Annotated in this window: 20 protein-coding genes; 1 reads left to right on the forward strand and 19 read right to left on the reverse strand. The window is 29.5% G+C overall.

Annotated elements, in window-relative coordinates; translation table 11 throughout:
• Window positions 1–35: 35 nt before the first annotated feature.
• The 9 genes from ACLVEP_RS03640 to ACLVEP_RS03680 form a co-directional block, all read right to left on the reverse strand.
• Entirely contained in the window at window positions 36–956 is a 921-nt protein-coding gene (locus ACLVEP_RS03640) for an aldo/keto reductase (RefSeq protein WP_412582896.1), read from the reverse strand.
• Between the two features lie 10 nt (window positions 957–966).
• The gene (locus tag ACLVEP_RS03645; RefSeq protein ID WP_412582898.1) at window positions 967–1,386 is read right to left on the reverse strand and encodes a PPC domain-containing DNA-binding protein; all 420 of its coding nucleotides are present in this window, start codon (window positions 1,384–1,386) and stop codon (window positions 967–969) included.
• An 11-nt stretch (window positions 1,387–1,397) separates the two neighbouring features.
• Window positions 1,398–2,750, reverse strand: a complete 1,353-nt coding sequence (locus ACLVEP_RS03650; protein ID WP_412582899.1) for an MATE family efflux transporter — start codon at window positions 2,748–2,750, stop codon at window positions 1,398–1,400.
• 58 nt (window positions 2,751–2,808) lie between these two features.
• On the reverse strand, window positions 2,809–2,982 hold the full coding sequence (locus ACLVEP_RS03655) for a hypothetical protein (RefSeq protein ID WP_167389338.1): 174 nt from the start codon (window positions 2,980–2,982) through the stop codon (window positions 2,809–2,811).
• Window positions 2,983–3,126: 144 nt separating this feature from the next.
• The gene (locus tag ACLVEP_RS03660) at window positions 3,127–4,344 is read right to left on the reverse strand and encodes an iron-containing alcohol dehydrogenase (RefSeq protein WP_022001846.1); all 1,218 of its coding nucleotides are present in this window, start codon (window positions 4,342–4,344) and stop codon (window positions 3,127–3,129) included.
• A 131-nt stretch (window positions 4,345–4,475) separates the two neighbouring features.
• Window positions 4,476–5,363, reverse strand: a complete 888-nt coding sequence (locus tag ACLVEP_RS03665; RefSeq protein WP_412582900.1) for a LysR family transcriptional regulator — start codon at window positions 5,361–5,363, stop codon at window positions 4,476–4,478.
• Window positions 5,364–5,435: 72 nt separating this feature from the next.
• Entirely contained in the window at window positions 5,436–5,951 is a 516-nt protein-coding gene (locus tag ACLVEP_RS03670) for a DUF5662 family protein (protein WP_412582901.1), read from the reverse strand.
• A gap of 1 nt (window position 5,952) precedes the next feature.
• Entirely contained in the window at window positions 5,953–6,519 is a 567-nt protein-coding gene (gene scpB, locus ACLVEP_RS03675; protein WP_412582903.1) for an SMC-Scp complex subunit ScpB, read from the reverse strand.
• Complete coding sequence (locus ACLVEP_RS03680; protein WP_412582905.1) at window positions 6,519–7,247, reverse strand: segregation and condensation protein A; 729 nt, start codon at window positions 7,245–7,247, stop codon at window positions 6,519–6,521. Before ACLVEP_RS03680 ends, scpB begins: the two co-directional genes overlap by 1 nt.
• A gap of 93 nt (window positions 7,248–7,340) precedes the next feature.
• On the opposite strand from ACLVEP_RS03680, the gene ACLVEP_RS03685 reads away from it, so the two are divergent.
• Window positions 7,341–8,162, forward strand: a complete 822-nt coding sequence (locus ACLVEP_RS03685; protein WP_412582907.1) for a hypothetical protein — start codon at window positions 7,341–7,343, stop codon at window positions 8,160–8,162.
• 8 nt (window positions 8,163–8,170) lie between these two features.
• Here ACLVEP_RS03685 and ACLVEP_RS03690 read toward each other — a convergent pair whose 3' ends face one another.
• The 10 genes from ACLVEP_RS03690 to trpC all read right to left on the reverse strand — a co-directional run bounded on the left by ACLVEP_RS03690 (window position 8,171) and on the right by trpC (window position 16,191).
• The gene (locus tag ACLVEP_RS03690) at window positions 8,171–9,040 is read right to left on the reverse strand and encodes a nucleotidyl transferase AbiEii/AbiGii toxin family protein (protein WP_412582909.1); all 870 of its coding nucleotides are present in this window, start codon (window positions 9,038–9,040) and stop codon (window positions 8,171–8,173) included.
• A 10-nt stretch (window positions 9,041–9,050) separates the two neighbouring features.
• Window positions 9,051–9,641, reverse strand: a complete 591-nt coding sequence (locus tag ACLVEP_RS03695; RefSeq protein WP_412582911.1) for a type IV toxin-antitoxin system AbiEi family antitoxin domain-containing protein — start codon at window positions 9,639–9,641, stop codon at window positions 9,051–9,053.
• An 87-nt stretch (window positions 9,642–9,728) separates the two neighbouring features.
• Window positions 9,729–11,000, reverse strand: a complete 1,272-nt coding sequence (locus ACLVEP_RS03700) for a spore germination protein (RefSeq protein ID WP_412582913.1) — start codon at window positions 10,998–11,000, stop codon at window positions 9,729–9,731.
• Window positions 10,997–11,347 (reverse strand): stage V sporulation protein AE, encoded by a 351-nt coding sequence (gene spoVAE, locus ACLVEP_RS03705; protein ID WP_412582915.1) that lies wholly within the window; start codon window positions 11,345–11,347, stop codon window positions 10,997–10,999. Before spoVAE ends, ACLVEP_RS03700 begins: the two co-directional genes overlap by 4 nt.
• On the reverse strand, window positions 11,344–12,348 hold the full coding sequence (locus ACLVEP_RS03710) for a stage V sporulation protein AD (RefSeq protein ID WP_412582916.1): 1,005 nt from the start codon (window positions 12,346–12,348) through the stop codon (window positions 11,344–11,346). The genes spoVAE and ACLVEP_RS03710 overlap by 4 nt, the downstream gene beginning before the upstream one ends.
• Entirely contained in the window at window positions 12,326–12,769 is a 444-nt protein-coding gene (gene spoVAC / locus ACLVEP_RS03715; RefSeq protein ID WP_412582918.1) for a stage V sporulation protein AC, read from the reverse strand. The genes ACLVEP_RS03710 and spoVAC overlap by 23 nt, the downstream gene beginning before the upstream one ends.
• Window positions 12,770–12,887: 118 nt before the next feature.
• Complete coding sequence (gene trpA, locus ACLVEP_RS03720; RefSeq protein WP_412582920.1) at window positions 12,888–13,661, reverse strand: tryptophan synthase subunit alpha; 774 nt, start codon at window positions 13,659–13,661, stop codon at window positions 12,888–12,890.
• Window positions 13,654–14,835, reverse strand: a complete 1,182-nt coding sequence (gene trpB / locus ACLVEP_RS03725; protein ID WP_032090617.1) for a tryptophan synthase subunit beta — start codon at window positions 14,833–14,835, stop codon at window positions 13,654–13,656. The genes trpA and trpB overlap by 8 nt, the downstream gene beginning before the upstream one ends.
• A complete protein-coding gene (locus tag ACLVEP_RS03730; protein ID WP_412582955.1) occupies window positions 14,825–15,376 on the reverse strand; it encodes a phosphoribosylanthranilate isomerase in 552 nt (183 codons plus the stop codon). The genes trpB and ACLVEP_RS03730 overlap by 11 nt, the downstream gene beginning before the upstream one ends.
• Before the next feature lie 23 nt (window positions 15,377–15,399).
• Window positions 15,400–16,191, reverse strand: a complete 792-nt coding sequence (gene trpC / locus ACLVEP_RS03735) for an indole-3-glycerol phosphate synthase TrpC (RefSeq protein WP_412582922.1) — start codon at window positions 16,189–16,191, stop codon at window positions 15,400–15,402.
• Between the last annotated feature and the right edge of the window lie 2 nt (window positions 16,192–16,193).

Raw genomic sequence — 16,193 nt, forward strand, 5'->3', positions numbered from 1 at the left:
ATTATAATATATAAAAAAGTTGCCTAAGCAACTTTCTATGGGAGTGGTTTTTCACTTGCAAGATAGAGATCATACCATTCTTGTCTTGTAAGCGTAAAATCACATGCTTTAATTGTTTCTTTTAAATGTTGAGGAGATGTTGTTCCTACAATTGGTTGCATATGTGCAGGATGACGAAGTAACCAAGCAATCGCTATTGCTGGTTTTGTTACATGATATTTATGAGCTAATTGTTGCATAACATCATTTAATTTTTGATAATTTGGATGATCAATAAAAGTTCCTTCCGCCCAAGAAGCTTGGATTGAACTCCATGGTTGGATTGTAATATCATTTAAACGACAATAATCTAAAACACCACCATCTTTATCTTGAGCAAATGCTTCTTTCATATTCATATTTAATCCTGAATCAATCATTACTGAATGAACGATTGATAATTGTAATTGATTAATAATAATTGGGTATTTTAAATATTTCTTTAATAATTCTATTTGCAAAGGTGTATGATTAGAAACACCAAAATAGTGAACTTTTCCTGCTTCATATAACTCATTAAAAGTTTCAGCAACTTCTTGAGGATCACATAAAGCATCTGGTCTATGAAGCAAAAGAATATCTACATAATCTGTATGTAATCTTTCTAATGATTCATTGACACATTTTAAGATATGTTCCTTTGAAAAATCATATCTTTTTCCAGGAACAATACCACATTTTGTTTGAATAATCATTTGTTTTCTATATTCAGGATGTCTTTTTAAGACTTCACCAAATAATTCTTCTGATTTTCCTCCACCATAAATATCTGCATGATCAAAAAAATTAATTCCTGATTCTAAAGCTGTTTTGACAAGTTCTTCAACTTCTTCAATGCTTTTATCAGCAATTCTCATGCATCCTAAAGCAATCTTTGATACTTTTAAATCTGTTTGTGGTAATGTTAAATATTCCATAATTTTCTCCTTATAATTTCAATAAATTCAAACCAATTTCTTCATCAAAATAACGATCCACTTGTCCATCAATAATTTGAATAACCATTTCACATGTTGCTGAAACAATTGCTTTATTTAAATGACCACCAAAAACTTCCCCTTGATCATTTCCAGCAGATAAATGCATATGACTATAATACTCACCATTCATTGTATTAATAGTTCCTGTAAGAGATACAATTTCATAATCCCCTTTAAATTCATTGGCATAATATTTCTTTTCACTTGTCTTAAAAACACCAACTGTAAAATCATTAATAGCCCCAAGTGCTTGTATGCTTGCAAGTTTGATATTTTCTTTTAAAGCAATATTTTTGACTTGTTCAACAATATCTTCTCCCTTATCAATTCTTGCGATAATTGTATTATCAAATTTTTTATATTTCATTTTCTTTCCTCCTATTGATAAATACGATATTTCCATTTTCCTTTTAAAAAGCGTGTCGCTAATAATAAACATCTTGAAATATTATCTAAAACCATCATGATCCAAACACTTTCAAGTCCAAAAGAAAAGACATTGATCATAAGCATTGAACCAAAAATTCTTATTCCCCACATAGTAATCAAAGAAAAAACAAATGGTGCTTTGGTATCCCCCATTCCATTAAAAGTACCTTCTAGAATAATCAAAATACCATAGATTGGCTCACTAACAGAAACAATTCTTAACACCCTTGTTCCCAAAGCTATAACTTTTTGATCAGGAGTAAAAATCGACATAATATTTTGAGCATTTATGAATAATAAAACACCAGCAATGACCATAATACTTAAAGTAATTGCACATGTAAGATACGTCATTCTTTTAACTTTAGATTCATCTTTTTCACCAACAGCATTTCCTACAAGTGTACTCGCTGCTGATTGAAAACCATACCCTGGTGCATAAAATGCTTGCTCTGCTTGAATCGCTATAGAATGTGTTGCCAGAGAAACAACTCCTAATTTAGCAATCAATGAAGCAAAAGTAACATGCCCTAAACAAATAACACTTCTTTCCATAACAACAGGAACAGAAATTGTTAAACATTCTAAACATACAGGTTTATGAAAATGGAATCCTGTATGTTTAAAATCAAAGATTTTATTTTGATAATAATGTCTAAAAATCAAAATTCCTCCAACAATATATGAAATAGCTGAAGCTATTGCCGCTCCAGCAACAGATAAACCAGCTCCATAAACCGTTATACCAAACACTTTCCTTGTCGGATAAATTAAAAAGAAATTTAAAACTATATTAATTATATTCATATAAACATTGATCATCATTGGTGTTTTCATATCTTTGACTGCTCTTAAAGTTGAAGATAAAATGATAATAAATGTTCTAAATATAAATGGTGTTGATACAATTAAAAAATATAAAAAAGCATCATGTCTTATTTCTTTAGCCCCATTGAGCCAACTAGGTAAAAATGGTGCAATCACAATACTAATAATCGTTGTAAGTAATCCTATAACAAAAGAAATAAATAAGGCTTGTTGACCAGCAATTTGCACTTTTTTATGATCTTTAGCACCATCCGACTTGGCACATACAGCTAAAACACCTACACCAAAAGCAACTGAAATACTTCCAAGTAACCAAGTAACAGTAGATGTTAAACCTACTGCTGCAGAAGCTGTTGCCCCCATGGCACCAACCATCGCTGTATCTACATAAGTCACGACTGTATTCATTGCTTCTTGAATAATAGCAGGCCATGCAAGATGACATATATTTTTTATCTCATTTCCATATTTCATCCTATAACCTCCAATAACACTATTATACAAACAAAAAAAGGAATAAACAATGTTATTCCTATAATCCTTGATACATTCTTGTACGTTTTACATCTAAATATTTCCAATATTTTCTTTCCCTACCACCTACAGCTATTACTAAATCATCACTGTATCCAAAAACTCTGGCAATCGTTCCTTTTTTTACTTTAGAAATATGAGTTAATTTTCCATCTAATATTGCATACTTCATAATAGCTACCCCCTTTATCTATCTTTATTATAGATAAATAAAAAAGATATTGTTTTTATCAGCATTATTTAAACACCTAAAAAACGTATTTATAATACATATACATAAAAAAGGTCCTATCTCTAGGACCTTATCTATTATATATTAGAAATCTACTTCTGTGTCGTAGTAGCAAGCTTTTAATAAAGCAACCATTTCATCATGATTTGGAATACGTGGGTTTGATCCTGTACATGCATCAGCAATTGCATTATCAGCAATTTCATCAACACGTGCTAAGAAGATATCTTCTGGAACAAATCCAGTTTCAGCTGGCATACCATCTGCACCATATTTATTGATTCCATGAGGAATATTTAATTCATCATTCATTCCTCTTAAATATTTAATTAATAAAGCAACTTTTTCATCATCATCTGCACCACCTAAATGCATGTAATCAGCAATGACACCATAACGTTTTTTAGCTGTTGGATCTTTTGCATTGAAAGCAATAACTTTTGGTAAATACATAGCATTAGCTGCACCATGGATAATATGTCCACCTTGATCAACGAAAGCAGCACCTGTTTTATGTGCCATGGAGTGAACGATACCTAATAAAGCGTTAGAGAATGATTGACCAGCTAAACATTGAGCATCATGCATTGTATCTCTTGCTGCCATATCTCCATTATATGATTTTACTAAGTTAGCTTGAATTAATTCAATTGCATGAATAGCAAGTGGATCTGTATAGTTACAGTTTGCTGTAGAAACATATGCTTCAATAGCATGAGTCATTGCATCCATACCTGTATGAGCAACTAATTTAACTGGCATTGTTTCAGCTAAATCTGGATCAACGATAGCTACATCTGGTGTAATTTCAAAGTCAGCGATTGGATATTTAATTCCTTTATTATAATCAGTAATAATTGAGAAAGCAGTAACTTCTGTTGCTGTACCACTAGTAGATGGGATAGCGCAGAAATGAGCTTTTTTACGTAATTTTGGAATACCAAATACTTTGCACATATCTTCAAATGTGATATCTGGATATTCATATTTAATCCACATAGCTTTTGCTGCATCAATTGGTGAACCTCCACCCATGGCAACGATCCAATCTGGATTAAATTCTTCCATAACAGCTGCACCTTTCATAACAGTTTCAACTGATGGATCTGGTTCAATACCTTCAAATAATTTAACTTCCATTCCAGCTTCTTGTAAATAGTTAACAGCACGATCTAAGAAACCATTACGTTTCATTGATCCTCCACCAACACATACAATAGCTTTTTTTCCTTCTAATGTTTTAAGGGCTTCTAAAGCACCTTTTCCATGATATAAATCTCTAGGTAATGTAAATCTTTGCATAACTTATTCTCCTCTTTTCCTATCTATAATGATAGCACTTACATTCATTTTTGGTTAGATACTAAAAAGGCATAGGGATATGCCTTTTTTTATATATCAAGTTATTTTTTTCACATTGCATGTGCATTTTTTCACTTTACTTGTTCGATTACTTTTTTCAAACATTCTATAAAATTTTGATCTTCTTTAGATAAAATATATCCTTTTCGATAAATCAAATAATCAACGTAAGGTATTTTCTTATCTTTACATTCTTTTAAAACAAAATGATTTTGCTTTAAAAGCTTTTTAGGCATTGGGGCTACCCACATATAAGTTTCAGGAATTTCACTTAAAAGCTCAAATTGTATTCCTCTTTCATAAATGTTCATATGTTTATGATTATGATGATCTTCTTGAATATGAATATCTCCATGCTTTAATTCAATTTGTTTCTTTAAATCTTTCATATAAATATCTTGATTTTTAAGAGGATTATCTTTTGAAATAAGTATTTGATAATCAAACATAAAAAGTTTTTCATAAGTTAATTCTTTTAAATTTAAAATATTGAAATAATAGTCTTGATCTCTTAAAGGAAAACGTACAATTCCTAAATTATTTTCTCCATCATAAACATTTTGAATCGTATCGATTGAATTCGTTTCTCGATAATTTAGATTCAATTCCTTTTTCATATTATTATCCATTTTTAAATATTCAATAAAAGCTTCTGAGATGTAACTTGAACGAGGAACACAAATATCTAAATTTAATTTGTGAGGATCATCTTGATACATATTTTTTAAATAATCTACTTCTTGAACAATCTTTTTAGCCTGTGATAAAAATTCTCTTCCTTTAGTTGTTGGAACAACTCCTTTATTATGCCTTTCAAATATCTTTATATTAGCCTCTTCTTCTATTTCTTTAATAATTTTAGATAAATGAGGTTGATTAATATATAAATGCTGTGCTGCTTTAGAAATAGATTCGTATTTTTCAACTTCTATTAAATACTTCAAATGTAAAAAATTCATCTTCAAGCTCCTTAAAATATAATATATATATTATATCATTTCTATAAAAAAATTCTATGCAAAACATAGAATTTATAAATAAGTTTCTTTAATATAATCAATCGTTTCTTCTAAATTACTTTTAGATAAATGAACTAACATATCTTTAATCATCGCATCCGTTTCTTGATGAATGACATAATAACCATGTGTCTTATTGTAATAATCTAAAGGAGCCGATACATCAAAATTTTCTCCACGATAAACCATTGTTGCTGCTACTCGATCACAAAACATTTCCACAACATATTTTGTAGGCATCTTAGCAGGAACAACACCTTCTCTGGAAAAATCGACCCAATATTCCCAATGATGCTTATTTCTTCCTTTATGATGTAACCAAGCAGTAGAATAACCAATCGTTTCTCTTTCAATTGAATTAGGTGAACGTGTCCCTACCCAATATTTAGCACCTGTTTTTAGTTCAGTTGGCGAATACTTTGATAAATCATGAAGCAATCCTTGTTTATATAAACCACATTTAAAGCAAAGCATTGTTACATAATATTTATGTTTATTAATTGTTTTTAAATGATTAATGAGTTTCACTTTAAAGCCCTCTTTCTTGATATTTTGTTTTAAATATATCTTCATCACTTTCTGTTTCTACAACTTCTCCAAGTTCTGGAAGTTCATCTAAAGAGGCTAAAGAAAAAGCATCCATAAATTCATCTGTTACCCCATATAAAATAGGAAGCCCTGGTGAATCTTCCCTTCCTACTTCTTTAATAAGTGCTTTAGCAACTAATTTTCTAATCATTGCATCACAACCAACCCCTCTAATATCTTCTACTTTAGCACGGGTAATAGGTTGATTATAGGCAATAATCGCTAACGTTTCTAAAGCAGCTTGAGAAAGAGTGGCTTTTGATTGTTCCACCATTTTTTGATAATATGGAAAATATTGAGGATTGGTTGCAAGTTTGTATTTGCCACCAAAATCAACAACTTGTAAGCCATCAAATCCTCTTTTTGAATAGTCTTCTATAAAACGATCCATAGCTTCTACAGCCTCTTTTTTAGAAATTTCTAAAATTAACGATAACTCTTTAAGATTTATACCGTCGTCTCCTTTTAAATAAAGAATACCTTCTATAATACTATTATAATCTTCCATTACTCTTTCCCCTCTACATAAATATCATCAAACAATCCCTCTTGAATAATTTCAACTTCTTTATCATTTGCAAGAACTAAAATAGATAAAAAAGTGACAATAAAATAATAACGATCTCCTCTATCAAACAATTCATCTAATTTTACTCTTTTATTAACTCTTACTTTAAAATAATTTCTAATTTGATTACTTCTTTGTTCAATGGAAATATCTTTTTTAGAAATATGTGTATCTAATGGCTTAGATAATAGTTTCCTTTGATACATTTTTTGCATTGCTTTCATTAAATCATAAACCTCTAATCCATCTGGAATCATAGTAGATGCATCATCTATATATTTTTCCATATTATGAGATGGTTTAATCAACATAGATTGTCTTTGTTCATACTTTTCTTGTATCTCATCTAAAACATCTTTATATCTCTTATATTCAATTAATCTTCTTATTAAAGCTTCTCTTGGATCTTCTTGATATTCATCTTCAATTTGAATTTTTTCTTTAGGTAAAAGCATTTTACTTTTCATTTCAATAAGTTGCGCTGCCATTACTAAATATTCAGACATCACTTCAAGTTGTGATGATTCCATCATATGTATATATTGTAAATATTGATCTATAATTACTGATAATTCCAGTTTTTCTAGATCCATTTCTTTTTCTTTAATTAAATGTAATAATAAATCTAAAGGACCTTGAAAATCATCTAATATAACTTGATATTCCATTGTTTCACCTCTAGGGTATTATAGCATAAATTTATATTTTTTATTTATTATGTTGATTATTTCCTATATAATACGCCTGAAAGGGGTTATAAAATGTTTTCATTATCATCGATTATATTAGCTTTTTTTGCTGGAATTTTAGGAACACTGATAGGTGGAACACAAACTTTTATTTGTACTGGATTTGTAGGTTTATTGATTTTTCTTTTAAATCATTGTGGTGTTGATACAACATTTTTAAATGAAGCTTTATCAAATAATTTATTTTTACCATGTATTATCTTTAACGCTGCAGGACTTGCAACTGCTTATGCAGGAACAAAACATAATATAAGAGGCGTTGAAACATCTAGATCACTTGCATTTACAAATGATCCTTATGTTTTACTTGTAGGAGCTTTAGGTGGTGTTTTAGGTTATTTGATTTTTGCTTTTGAAAATTATTTTTCATTTCCAGTAGATACTGGAGCAGTTTCTGTTATTCTTGTAGGAATTTTAGGGAGAGTTTTATTTAATCAAGAAAGTACATATAACAAAAAGAATTTAGATTTCTTAAAAACTGCATCACTATCTTTTTGGTTATTTCAATTTTTAATTGGCTTAGCTGTATCAACAGTCATGGCTTATTTTGCGAAAGAAACAGGTCTTTATACAATTGGTTTTTCAATTAGTGCTTTAACACTTATCTTTGCTTTAACTGATCCTGCTTTCCCTGCTACACACCATACAACTCTTGTTGTAGGTTATGCAATGGCACAAACAGGAAATATGATGATTGCTGTTATTTTTGGTATCATTGCTCATTTTATTGGATTGATTTTTGGTATGGTACTCAATACAGATTGTGGTACACACATCGATCCACCAGCTGTTGCTATTGCCACATGTAGTTTAATTATTTTTACTTTATTTTAAAACAGAGGTTAAATAGGAACCTCTGTTTTTTGATAAACTATAATCATTTGATTAATTAATTTAAATTTTTCAAATATTTCTTTCAATGTAACATTCATATAAGGATATTGCTTTTCTTTATAGCTTTGAAAATGTTTATTAAATATATATGATGTCTCTAATATTTCTACAATATCATCAAATTCTTTTAAATTATCTAAAGTGTCTCTATCTTTAGAAACTTCTATAATTGTTTTCACTAATAATTCTTGATCTATTAAATAAGTGTTTGCATTCATCAAAAGATAAACATCAAATAAGTCTCTCATTCTTGTATTATATTCTCCCCTATCCAAAGTTGTCTCATATTTTTCAGCAATAATATTTTCAATTGGATATGTCATTAATTCAATCTTTTTGGTAGAAAATAAGCTATTAAAATTATACTTTAATGCGTTTGGAAAGATTAAAGTATTGTTAGATATGTCTAATTTTATCTTAATTAAAGTATTTGCATGTTTTGCAATTATTTGTGCAATAAAGCCTGAGTAATAATCATCTATTTGAGCTTCAATAACACGATCTATTGAATAATCAAAAAAGCTTTCCGACTTCGTTTCAACAATTGTCTGTAAAATGTTTTCCATTTCTTCCAAAGAATAAATTGTACTTTTACAAGTTACATCTATGTCTCTTGTCATTCTAGTATCTAATCCTAATAATGTTGAAACCACAAAACCACCTTTTAAAACAAGCATTTTATTATATTTTGACAAACTAATCTTTTCTGCGAATTCTTCTAATACATATCTTTGTTGAACATCTTGAATATCTAATTTTTTTAATTTAGCAAGTTTTTTCATTTCTGTTTTCCAGTTTTCTACATTTCTATATTTCATTTTCATACCTCTATGGTTTCATCATCAATGTAACAACTTGTTCTACTTTATCATTAACACCTAATTTCCTTGCATAACGCGATAATTTATTTAATTTTACTTTTCCATTGAAATAATTTTGAATAACTTCTACATAAACTTGCATTTCAATTTGTTCTTTATTTTTAATAAAATCACAAATCGTACGTTCTTTATCAAAGGTACGTACAATATTTCCAGACATATCTTTTACTTCTACTACTCCTAAAGTAAATAAGTCTTTTTTTATATAATGAACATTCAATTCATTTCTTTTTCTTAAATGATATCCAGATTCAGTAGTTACTGTAAATTCTCTTGGAAATCGATCTGTCAAATCAAGCAAAAAAGCAGCAGTTTCATGACTATAAATTATATTATTATTATTTAATTGATACACCTTTAACATATCTGGATAATAATCTTTATGACAATAAATTCCTTTTTCAATTCTTTCAATAACCATTTCAATCTCTAGTTTTTTTATTTGTCTTTGGTTATATCCAATATTTGTAAGCTCACAATATCTAATCAGACCATTATTCTTTTTTACTAACTCGTCAAATTCTTGATCAAATGACATAATTCCACCTCCGTATAAATCGTACATATATTTTACCATATATATGTACGATTTATACATATTTGAAATAAAAATTATTATAAATTTTTATTTCTTAGGTTCTCTAATAATGAATTGAAGTAAATCTTTTCCATTAAATGGAATCAATGGATAAAGATAAGAAAAGCCAAAAGGTTTTAATGATATTAAATACATATATAAAATAACTTGATAAGCAATAAAACCTAACCAACCAAATAATCCTGAACATAAAATCATAAATATCTTTACATATTTATTCGTTAAAGATAACTCATAATTAGGTGTGGCAAAACCACAAACATTTCCAATGGATACAAACAAAAGAATTTCTCCTGAAAAAAAACCAAGCTCGATTGCAAATTCACCTAATAAAATAGCAGCAATCATCCCCATTGTATTGGAAATAGAATCAGGAGTATGAATAGTTGCAATTCTTAATAATTCAACAGCAAGTTCTACTAAAATAATTGAAAATAATTTTTTTAAACTGACATTTCCTTGATTTACAATCAACATCCATAAAGGAACTAAATAAATTGAAAGAAAAACAGCACTAAAACGAATCAAACGAATAAAAGTACCAATAATCGGTGTTTGACGATGTTCTTCAACATGTTCTAATATTTCAAACAAAGTTGTTGGTAACATCATAACTGAACTTGAAGTATCACAAATAATTGCAAGATAACCATGATGAATATGTGTTGATACCACATCTGGTCTTTCGCTGTATCTTACAAGTGGAAAAGGATTATAACCTTGGTCAAAAATTAATTCTTCTAGAGCACGATCTGTCATAATTAAATCTTCATTTTTTATTTCATCAAGTCTTTCTTTAATACTTTTTAACATCGTTTGATCTATTTCACTTTTTAAATAACATAAACAAATATCTAATTTATTTTTTTTACCAACTGTAACTTTTTCCATTACTAAGTCTAACGTACGAATACGTCTTCTAATCAAGCCAGCACAATTTAAAAGATTTTCATTAAAACCATCTTTACTTCCTCTAACTGACTTTTCTGTATCAGGTTCTTCAATTGAACGAGTAGGAAAATGTCTTGTATCTAAAACATAAACTTTACTTTCAGTTATATCTTTAACAATAGCACATCCTGTAAGCATCGCATATTCATAGTTTTCTTTATTGAGTTCTTCTTTGACATCCCCATTATTCAAACAATCCTTCAATGTCTTTCCTTTTGCATTAGTAATTCCTTCTACTAAATAAGCAATCAATTCATCAGAACATAAACTAGAAACATAATTAATTTCAATTTTTCGACCATCAAAATCTAAATATCTTACATTTAAATCAAAAGAAGGATTTTTCATGATTTTGGTTTAAAGAAAAGTGCAATGATAAACGCAAATAAAATGGCCGATGAAATTCCTGCTGCTGTTAAATCAAACATTCCCATAGCTAATCCAAAAACACCATATTCTTTTGTCATAGCCATTGCTCCATGCATTAAAGAATGACCAAAACTTGTAATAGGAAGCATGGCTCCTGCATGAAAGATTTTAATTAGACGATCATAAATATGAAATAAATCTAAAAGTGCTCCTAATACAACAAAGCTACACGTAATATGTCCTGGCGTTAATTTAGTATACTCATAAATTAACTGGGCAATAACACAGACAAAGCCACAGAATAAAAAAGATAATACATAGTTCATTTGACAACCTCCAATACATAACCATGACAAACACAAGGAATCGATAATTTTTGATTTGTCATGACAGGATTTAAAAGAGCTCCCGTAGCAAGAATTAAAACACGATTATATTTGCCTTTTAACATCATTTGATAAACATAACCAAAGCTGACAAGTCCATTACATACAGGACCACTTCCTCCTTGATAGACATTTTGTCTAACATCATAAAGTAAACAACCACAATCATCATAATCGTTATACTTTTGATTTTCTTCTTTTAAAAGTTCTTTCATAATCGTTTTTCCATAATGAGAAAGATCACCTGTTAAAATCAAATCATAATAAGTACCATCTCTGTTTAAATCTTTCATATGTTGTAAATAAGTATCTAAAGCTGCAGGGGCCATAGCACGCCCCATATCATTAGCATCATATTGATCATAATCAATTACTTTTCCTAAAGTAATTGATTCAATCCTTACTTGACTTGGTTTGTTTGTTAGAAAAACAGCGACGCTTCCTGTTGCTGTAAAAGTCATCGTTTCTTTTCTTTGAATACCATATTCTAAAGGATATCTAAATTGTCTTTCAGCTGTTGCATTATGAGAAACCGTACAGGCAATAGCATTATGAATATTATGATTTTCAATCATAATCGCAGCATTTGCTAGAGCTAGTCCAATCGTACTACATGCACTATATAAGCCAATAAAAGGTCGATGTAAATGATTAGCATAATAATAACACGCTGTAATTTGATTATTTAAGTCTCCTCCAAAATATAAATCAATTTCTTCTTTTTTTACTTTTCCTTTTTTTAAACAAATAAGGATAGCATCTTTCAGCATTTCAATTTCTGCTTGTTCATAACTTGCATGATGATGATAATGATTAGGATAATGTTTATCAAAATAATGTCCTAACGGTCCTTGATGTTCAATAACTCCTGCTGTTGTCCCAACACTTTGAATATAGACATCTTTAAAAACAAAACTACTACCAGAAATAGGTGATGACATAACGTAGTCCTCCTAATACAAACGAAGCAACGATTCCAAAAGTAATCACCGCTCCACCAAGTTTAAAAATATTAGCACCTATTCCCGTCACTAAACCTTCACTTCTTGCTTCTAAGGCACTTGAAGTCATCGCATTTGAAAAACCTGTAATGGGAATAAAGGAACCTGCTCCTGCAAAATCACCTAAACGGTCATAGATTCCTAAACCTGTTAAAAGAGCTGCAATTAAAATAAGAGTAATCAACATAATAGGTGTTGCTTCCTTTTCACTAAAAGAAAATAATTCTTTATAAAGATTCAAAAAGAATTCTCCTATCATACCAATCACACCACCTACTAAAAAAGCACTGATTGTATGTTTTAATACTTGTTTTTGTGGTTTATTTTTATCTGCAATTTCATTATATTTTTTTATATTCATAGATTTACCTCCACATTTTTAGGATAGACAAAAATGATGAATATAAACATTTTAATTTAATTATCGATATTCGATATATATAATAAAATAAAAAGGCAAGCCTTTGCTTGCACTTTATTTATAGTTCATTTGTAAGTGATTGAATATATTCTTTTAAAGGTTCATCCGCATTTGCACCATGTTCTTTAATAATATTAACAATTGCACTACCAACAATAACACCATCTGCATATTGTTTAAATTCTTTCACTTGTTCTGGTTTATTAATACCAAAACCAATAGCTACTGGTGTATCTGTTACTTGACGAATATGTCTAATAATTTCTTCAAGATTATTAGCAAATGAAGTATTATCTCTTGTTCCTGTAACACCCATTGACGATACAAGATAGATAAATCCTTTTGCTTCTTTTGCAATCATTTCTACACGATCTTTACTTGTTGGGGCAATCATTGAAATTAAAGTAACATCATAATTATAACAAACATCTTTGACTTCTTGGCTTTCTTCATAAGGTAAATCTGGAAGAATAATACCATCAATACCAACTTCTTGACATTTTTTAAAGAATTCATCATAACCGTAATGGAAAACAACATTTAAATAAGTCATAAAGCATAAAGGAATATCACTTTTTTCTCTTACTTTTTTAACCATTTCAAACACATCATCTGTTGTAACTTTATTTTTTAAAGCACGTACATTGGCTTCTTGAATGGTTGGTCCTTCAGCAATTGGATCAGAAAAGGGAATACCAATTTCAATCAAACTAGCCCCTGCTTGTTCCATATCTAAAATATAGTCTACTGTTTTATCTATTACAGGATCTCCTGCTGTTAAAAAACCAATGAAGGCTTTTTTATTTTCAAAAGCTTTATATATTCTATTCATAGATTTCTTTCCCCCTATATCTTGCAATTGCTGCAACATCCTTATCTCCTCTACCTGAAAGACAAACAATTAAAATATCATCTTTTTTCATAGTTGGTGCTATTTTGATTGCATGTGCAATCGCATGCGCACTTTCAATGGCACAAATAATTCCTTCAGTTTTTGCAATGTATTCAAAAGCATCCACTGCTTCATCATCTGTAACTGGTACATATTGAGCACGTTTTGTATCATGTAAATAAGCATGCTCTGGTCCAATACCTGGGTAATCTAAACCTGCTGAAATAGAATAAACAGGTGCAATTTGACCGTATTTATCTTGACAAAAGTAAGATTTCATTCCATGGAAAACACCTAATGATCCTGTTGCAATTGTCGCTGCTGTTAAAGCTGTATCGACCCCTTTACCAGCGGCTTCACAACCAATAAGTTTTACATCTTTATCATTGATAAAATTATAGAACATTCCCATCGCATTACTTCCACCACCAACACAGGCCATCACTGCTGTAGGAAGTTTCCCTTCATATTCAAGAATTTGTTCTCTTGCTTCTTTAGAAATCACACTTTGGAAATCTCTCACCATCATTGGAAATGGATGAGGCCCCATCACAGAACCTAAAACATACATCGTATCATCCACACGTTTTGTCCATTCTCTCATTGCTTCATTGACCGCATCTTTTAAAGTCATTGTCCCTGTTGTTACAGGATGTACTTTAGCTCCTAAAAGTTCCATACGATAAACATTTAAAGCTTGACGATCTGTATCTTCTTTTCCCATAAAAATTTCACATTCAAGTCCAAGTAAGGCTGCTGCTGTGGCTGTAGCTACACCATGTTGTCCAGCACCAGTTTCAGCAATAATTCTTGTTTTTCCCATTTTTTTAGCCATTAAAGCTTGTCCTAATACATTGTTGATTTTATGAGAACCTGTATGGTTTAAATCTTCTCTTTTTAAATAGATTTTAGCGCCACCTAAATCTTCTGTCATCTTTTTTGCATAATATAATAAAGATGGTCTACCAGCATATTCTTTTAATAATGTATTAAGTTCATCATTAAATGCTTGATCATTTTTATAAAATTCATAAGCCTCTTCAATTTTATGAATTTCACTCATTAAAGTTTCAGGTATGTACTGTCCCCCATGTATTCCATATCTACCTTTCATTTCTAACTCTCCTTACGATTTCCTTAATTTTTTCCCTATCTTTAAAACCATCTGTTTCAACACCACTTGAAACATCTAATCCATAAACATTCATTTTTAAAGCTTCATCAATATTAGAAAGATTAATTCCTCCTGCTAAAAATACAGGCTTATTGACTTCTTTCAACATAGACCAATCAAAACTTTCCCCAGTTCCTCCAGAACCATGATCGAAAAGATAATAATCAACATCATAGTCTACATTGAAAGAATCATCATTTTTAATTTGAATTGCTTTAATAATTGGAACATCTATTTTTTGTTTTAAAGTCTTTATATATTCATTTGTTTCTTGACCATGCAATTGTACAAGATCAATAACATGATTTTTAACTAATTTTTCAACAAAAGAAATATCCTCATTTACAAAAACACCTACAACTTGAATCGAAGATAAAAGATCTTTTTTTAATTCTTTTGCCTGATCATAAGTAATCTTTCTTTTCTTTCCCGCAAAAACAAAGCCAATATAATCAGGTTGATATGTATTTACATAATCAATATCTTCTTTTTAAACCACAAATTTTAATCTTCTTCATCAATACCTTTTAAAACTTCTAATGTATGTCTTTTATCATGGCTTTTCATCATTGTTTCACCAATTAAGACAGCATTTACATGATGTTTTTCTAGTAATTCAATATCTTCTCTTGTTTTAATACCACTTTCAGAGACAAAGATAACATCTTCATCAACCATATCTCTTAATTTTAATGTTGTATTTAAATCAACACTAAAATCTCTTAAATCTCTATTATTAACACCAATAATTTTAGCACCTACACGTAATGCTTTTTTAACTTGCATTGAACTATGTGTTTCAACAATGGCTGACATTCCTAAATTATGTGCTAAATTTACACAACGCATTAATATAATTTCATCTAAAACACCAGCAATCAATAAGATAGCATCTGCTCCTAGTATTTTAGCTTCATATACCATGTATTCATCTACAACAAAATCTTTTCTTAAAACAGGAATCTTTACAATACGTTTGATTTCTCTTAAAAAATCATCATCCCCTTTAAAATAATCAGGTTCAGTTACTACTGAAATAGCATCTGCTCCAATCATTTCATATTCTTTCGCAATTGCTTTAAAATCAAAAGTAGAAACAATTTGTCCTTTTGATGGTGAATGTCTTTTAACTTCTAAAATATAAGACATTCCATCTTTTTCTAAAGCTTTTTTAAAAGGAAAGCTTTGATCAATAGGCATTGCAAAGGCTTTTTCTTTTAATTCATAAATTGAATGACGTTTCTTATTTGTTTCAACACGTTCTTTTGTACTTTCGACAATATCTTCTAAAATCATAA

The organism is Faecalibacillus sp. (assembly GCF_047023275.1).
Taxonomy (GTDB): Bacteria; Bacillota_I; Bacilli_A; order Erysipelotrichales; family Coprobacillaceae; genus Faecalibacillus.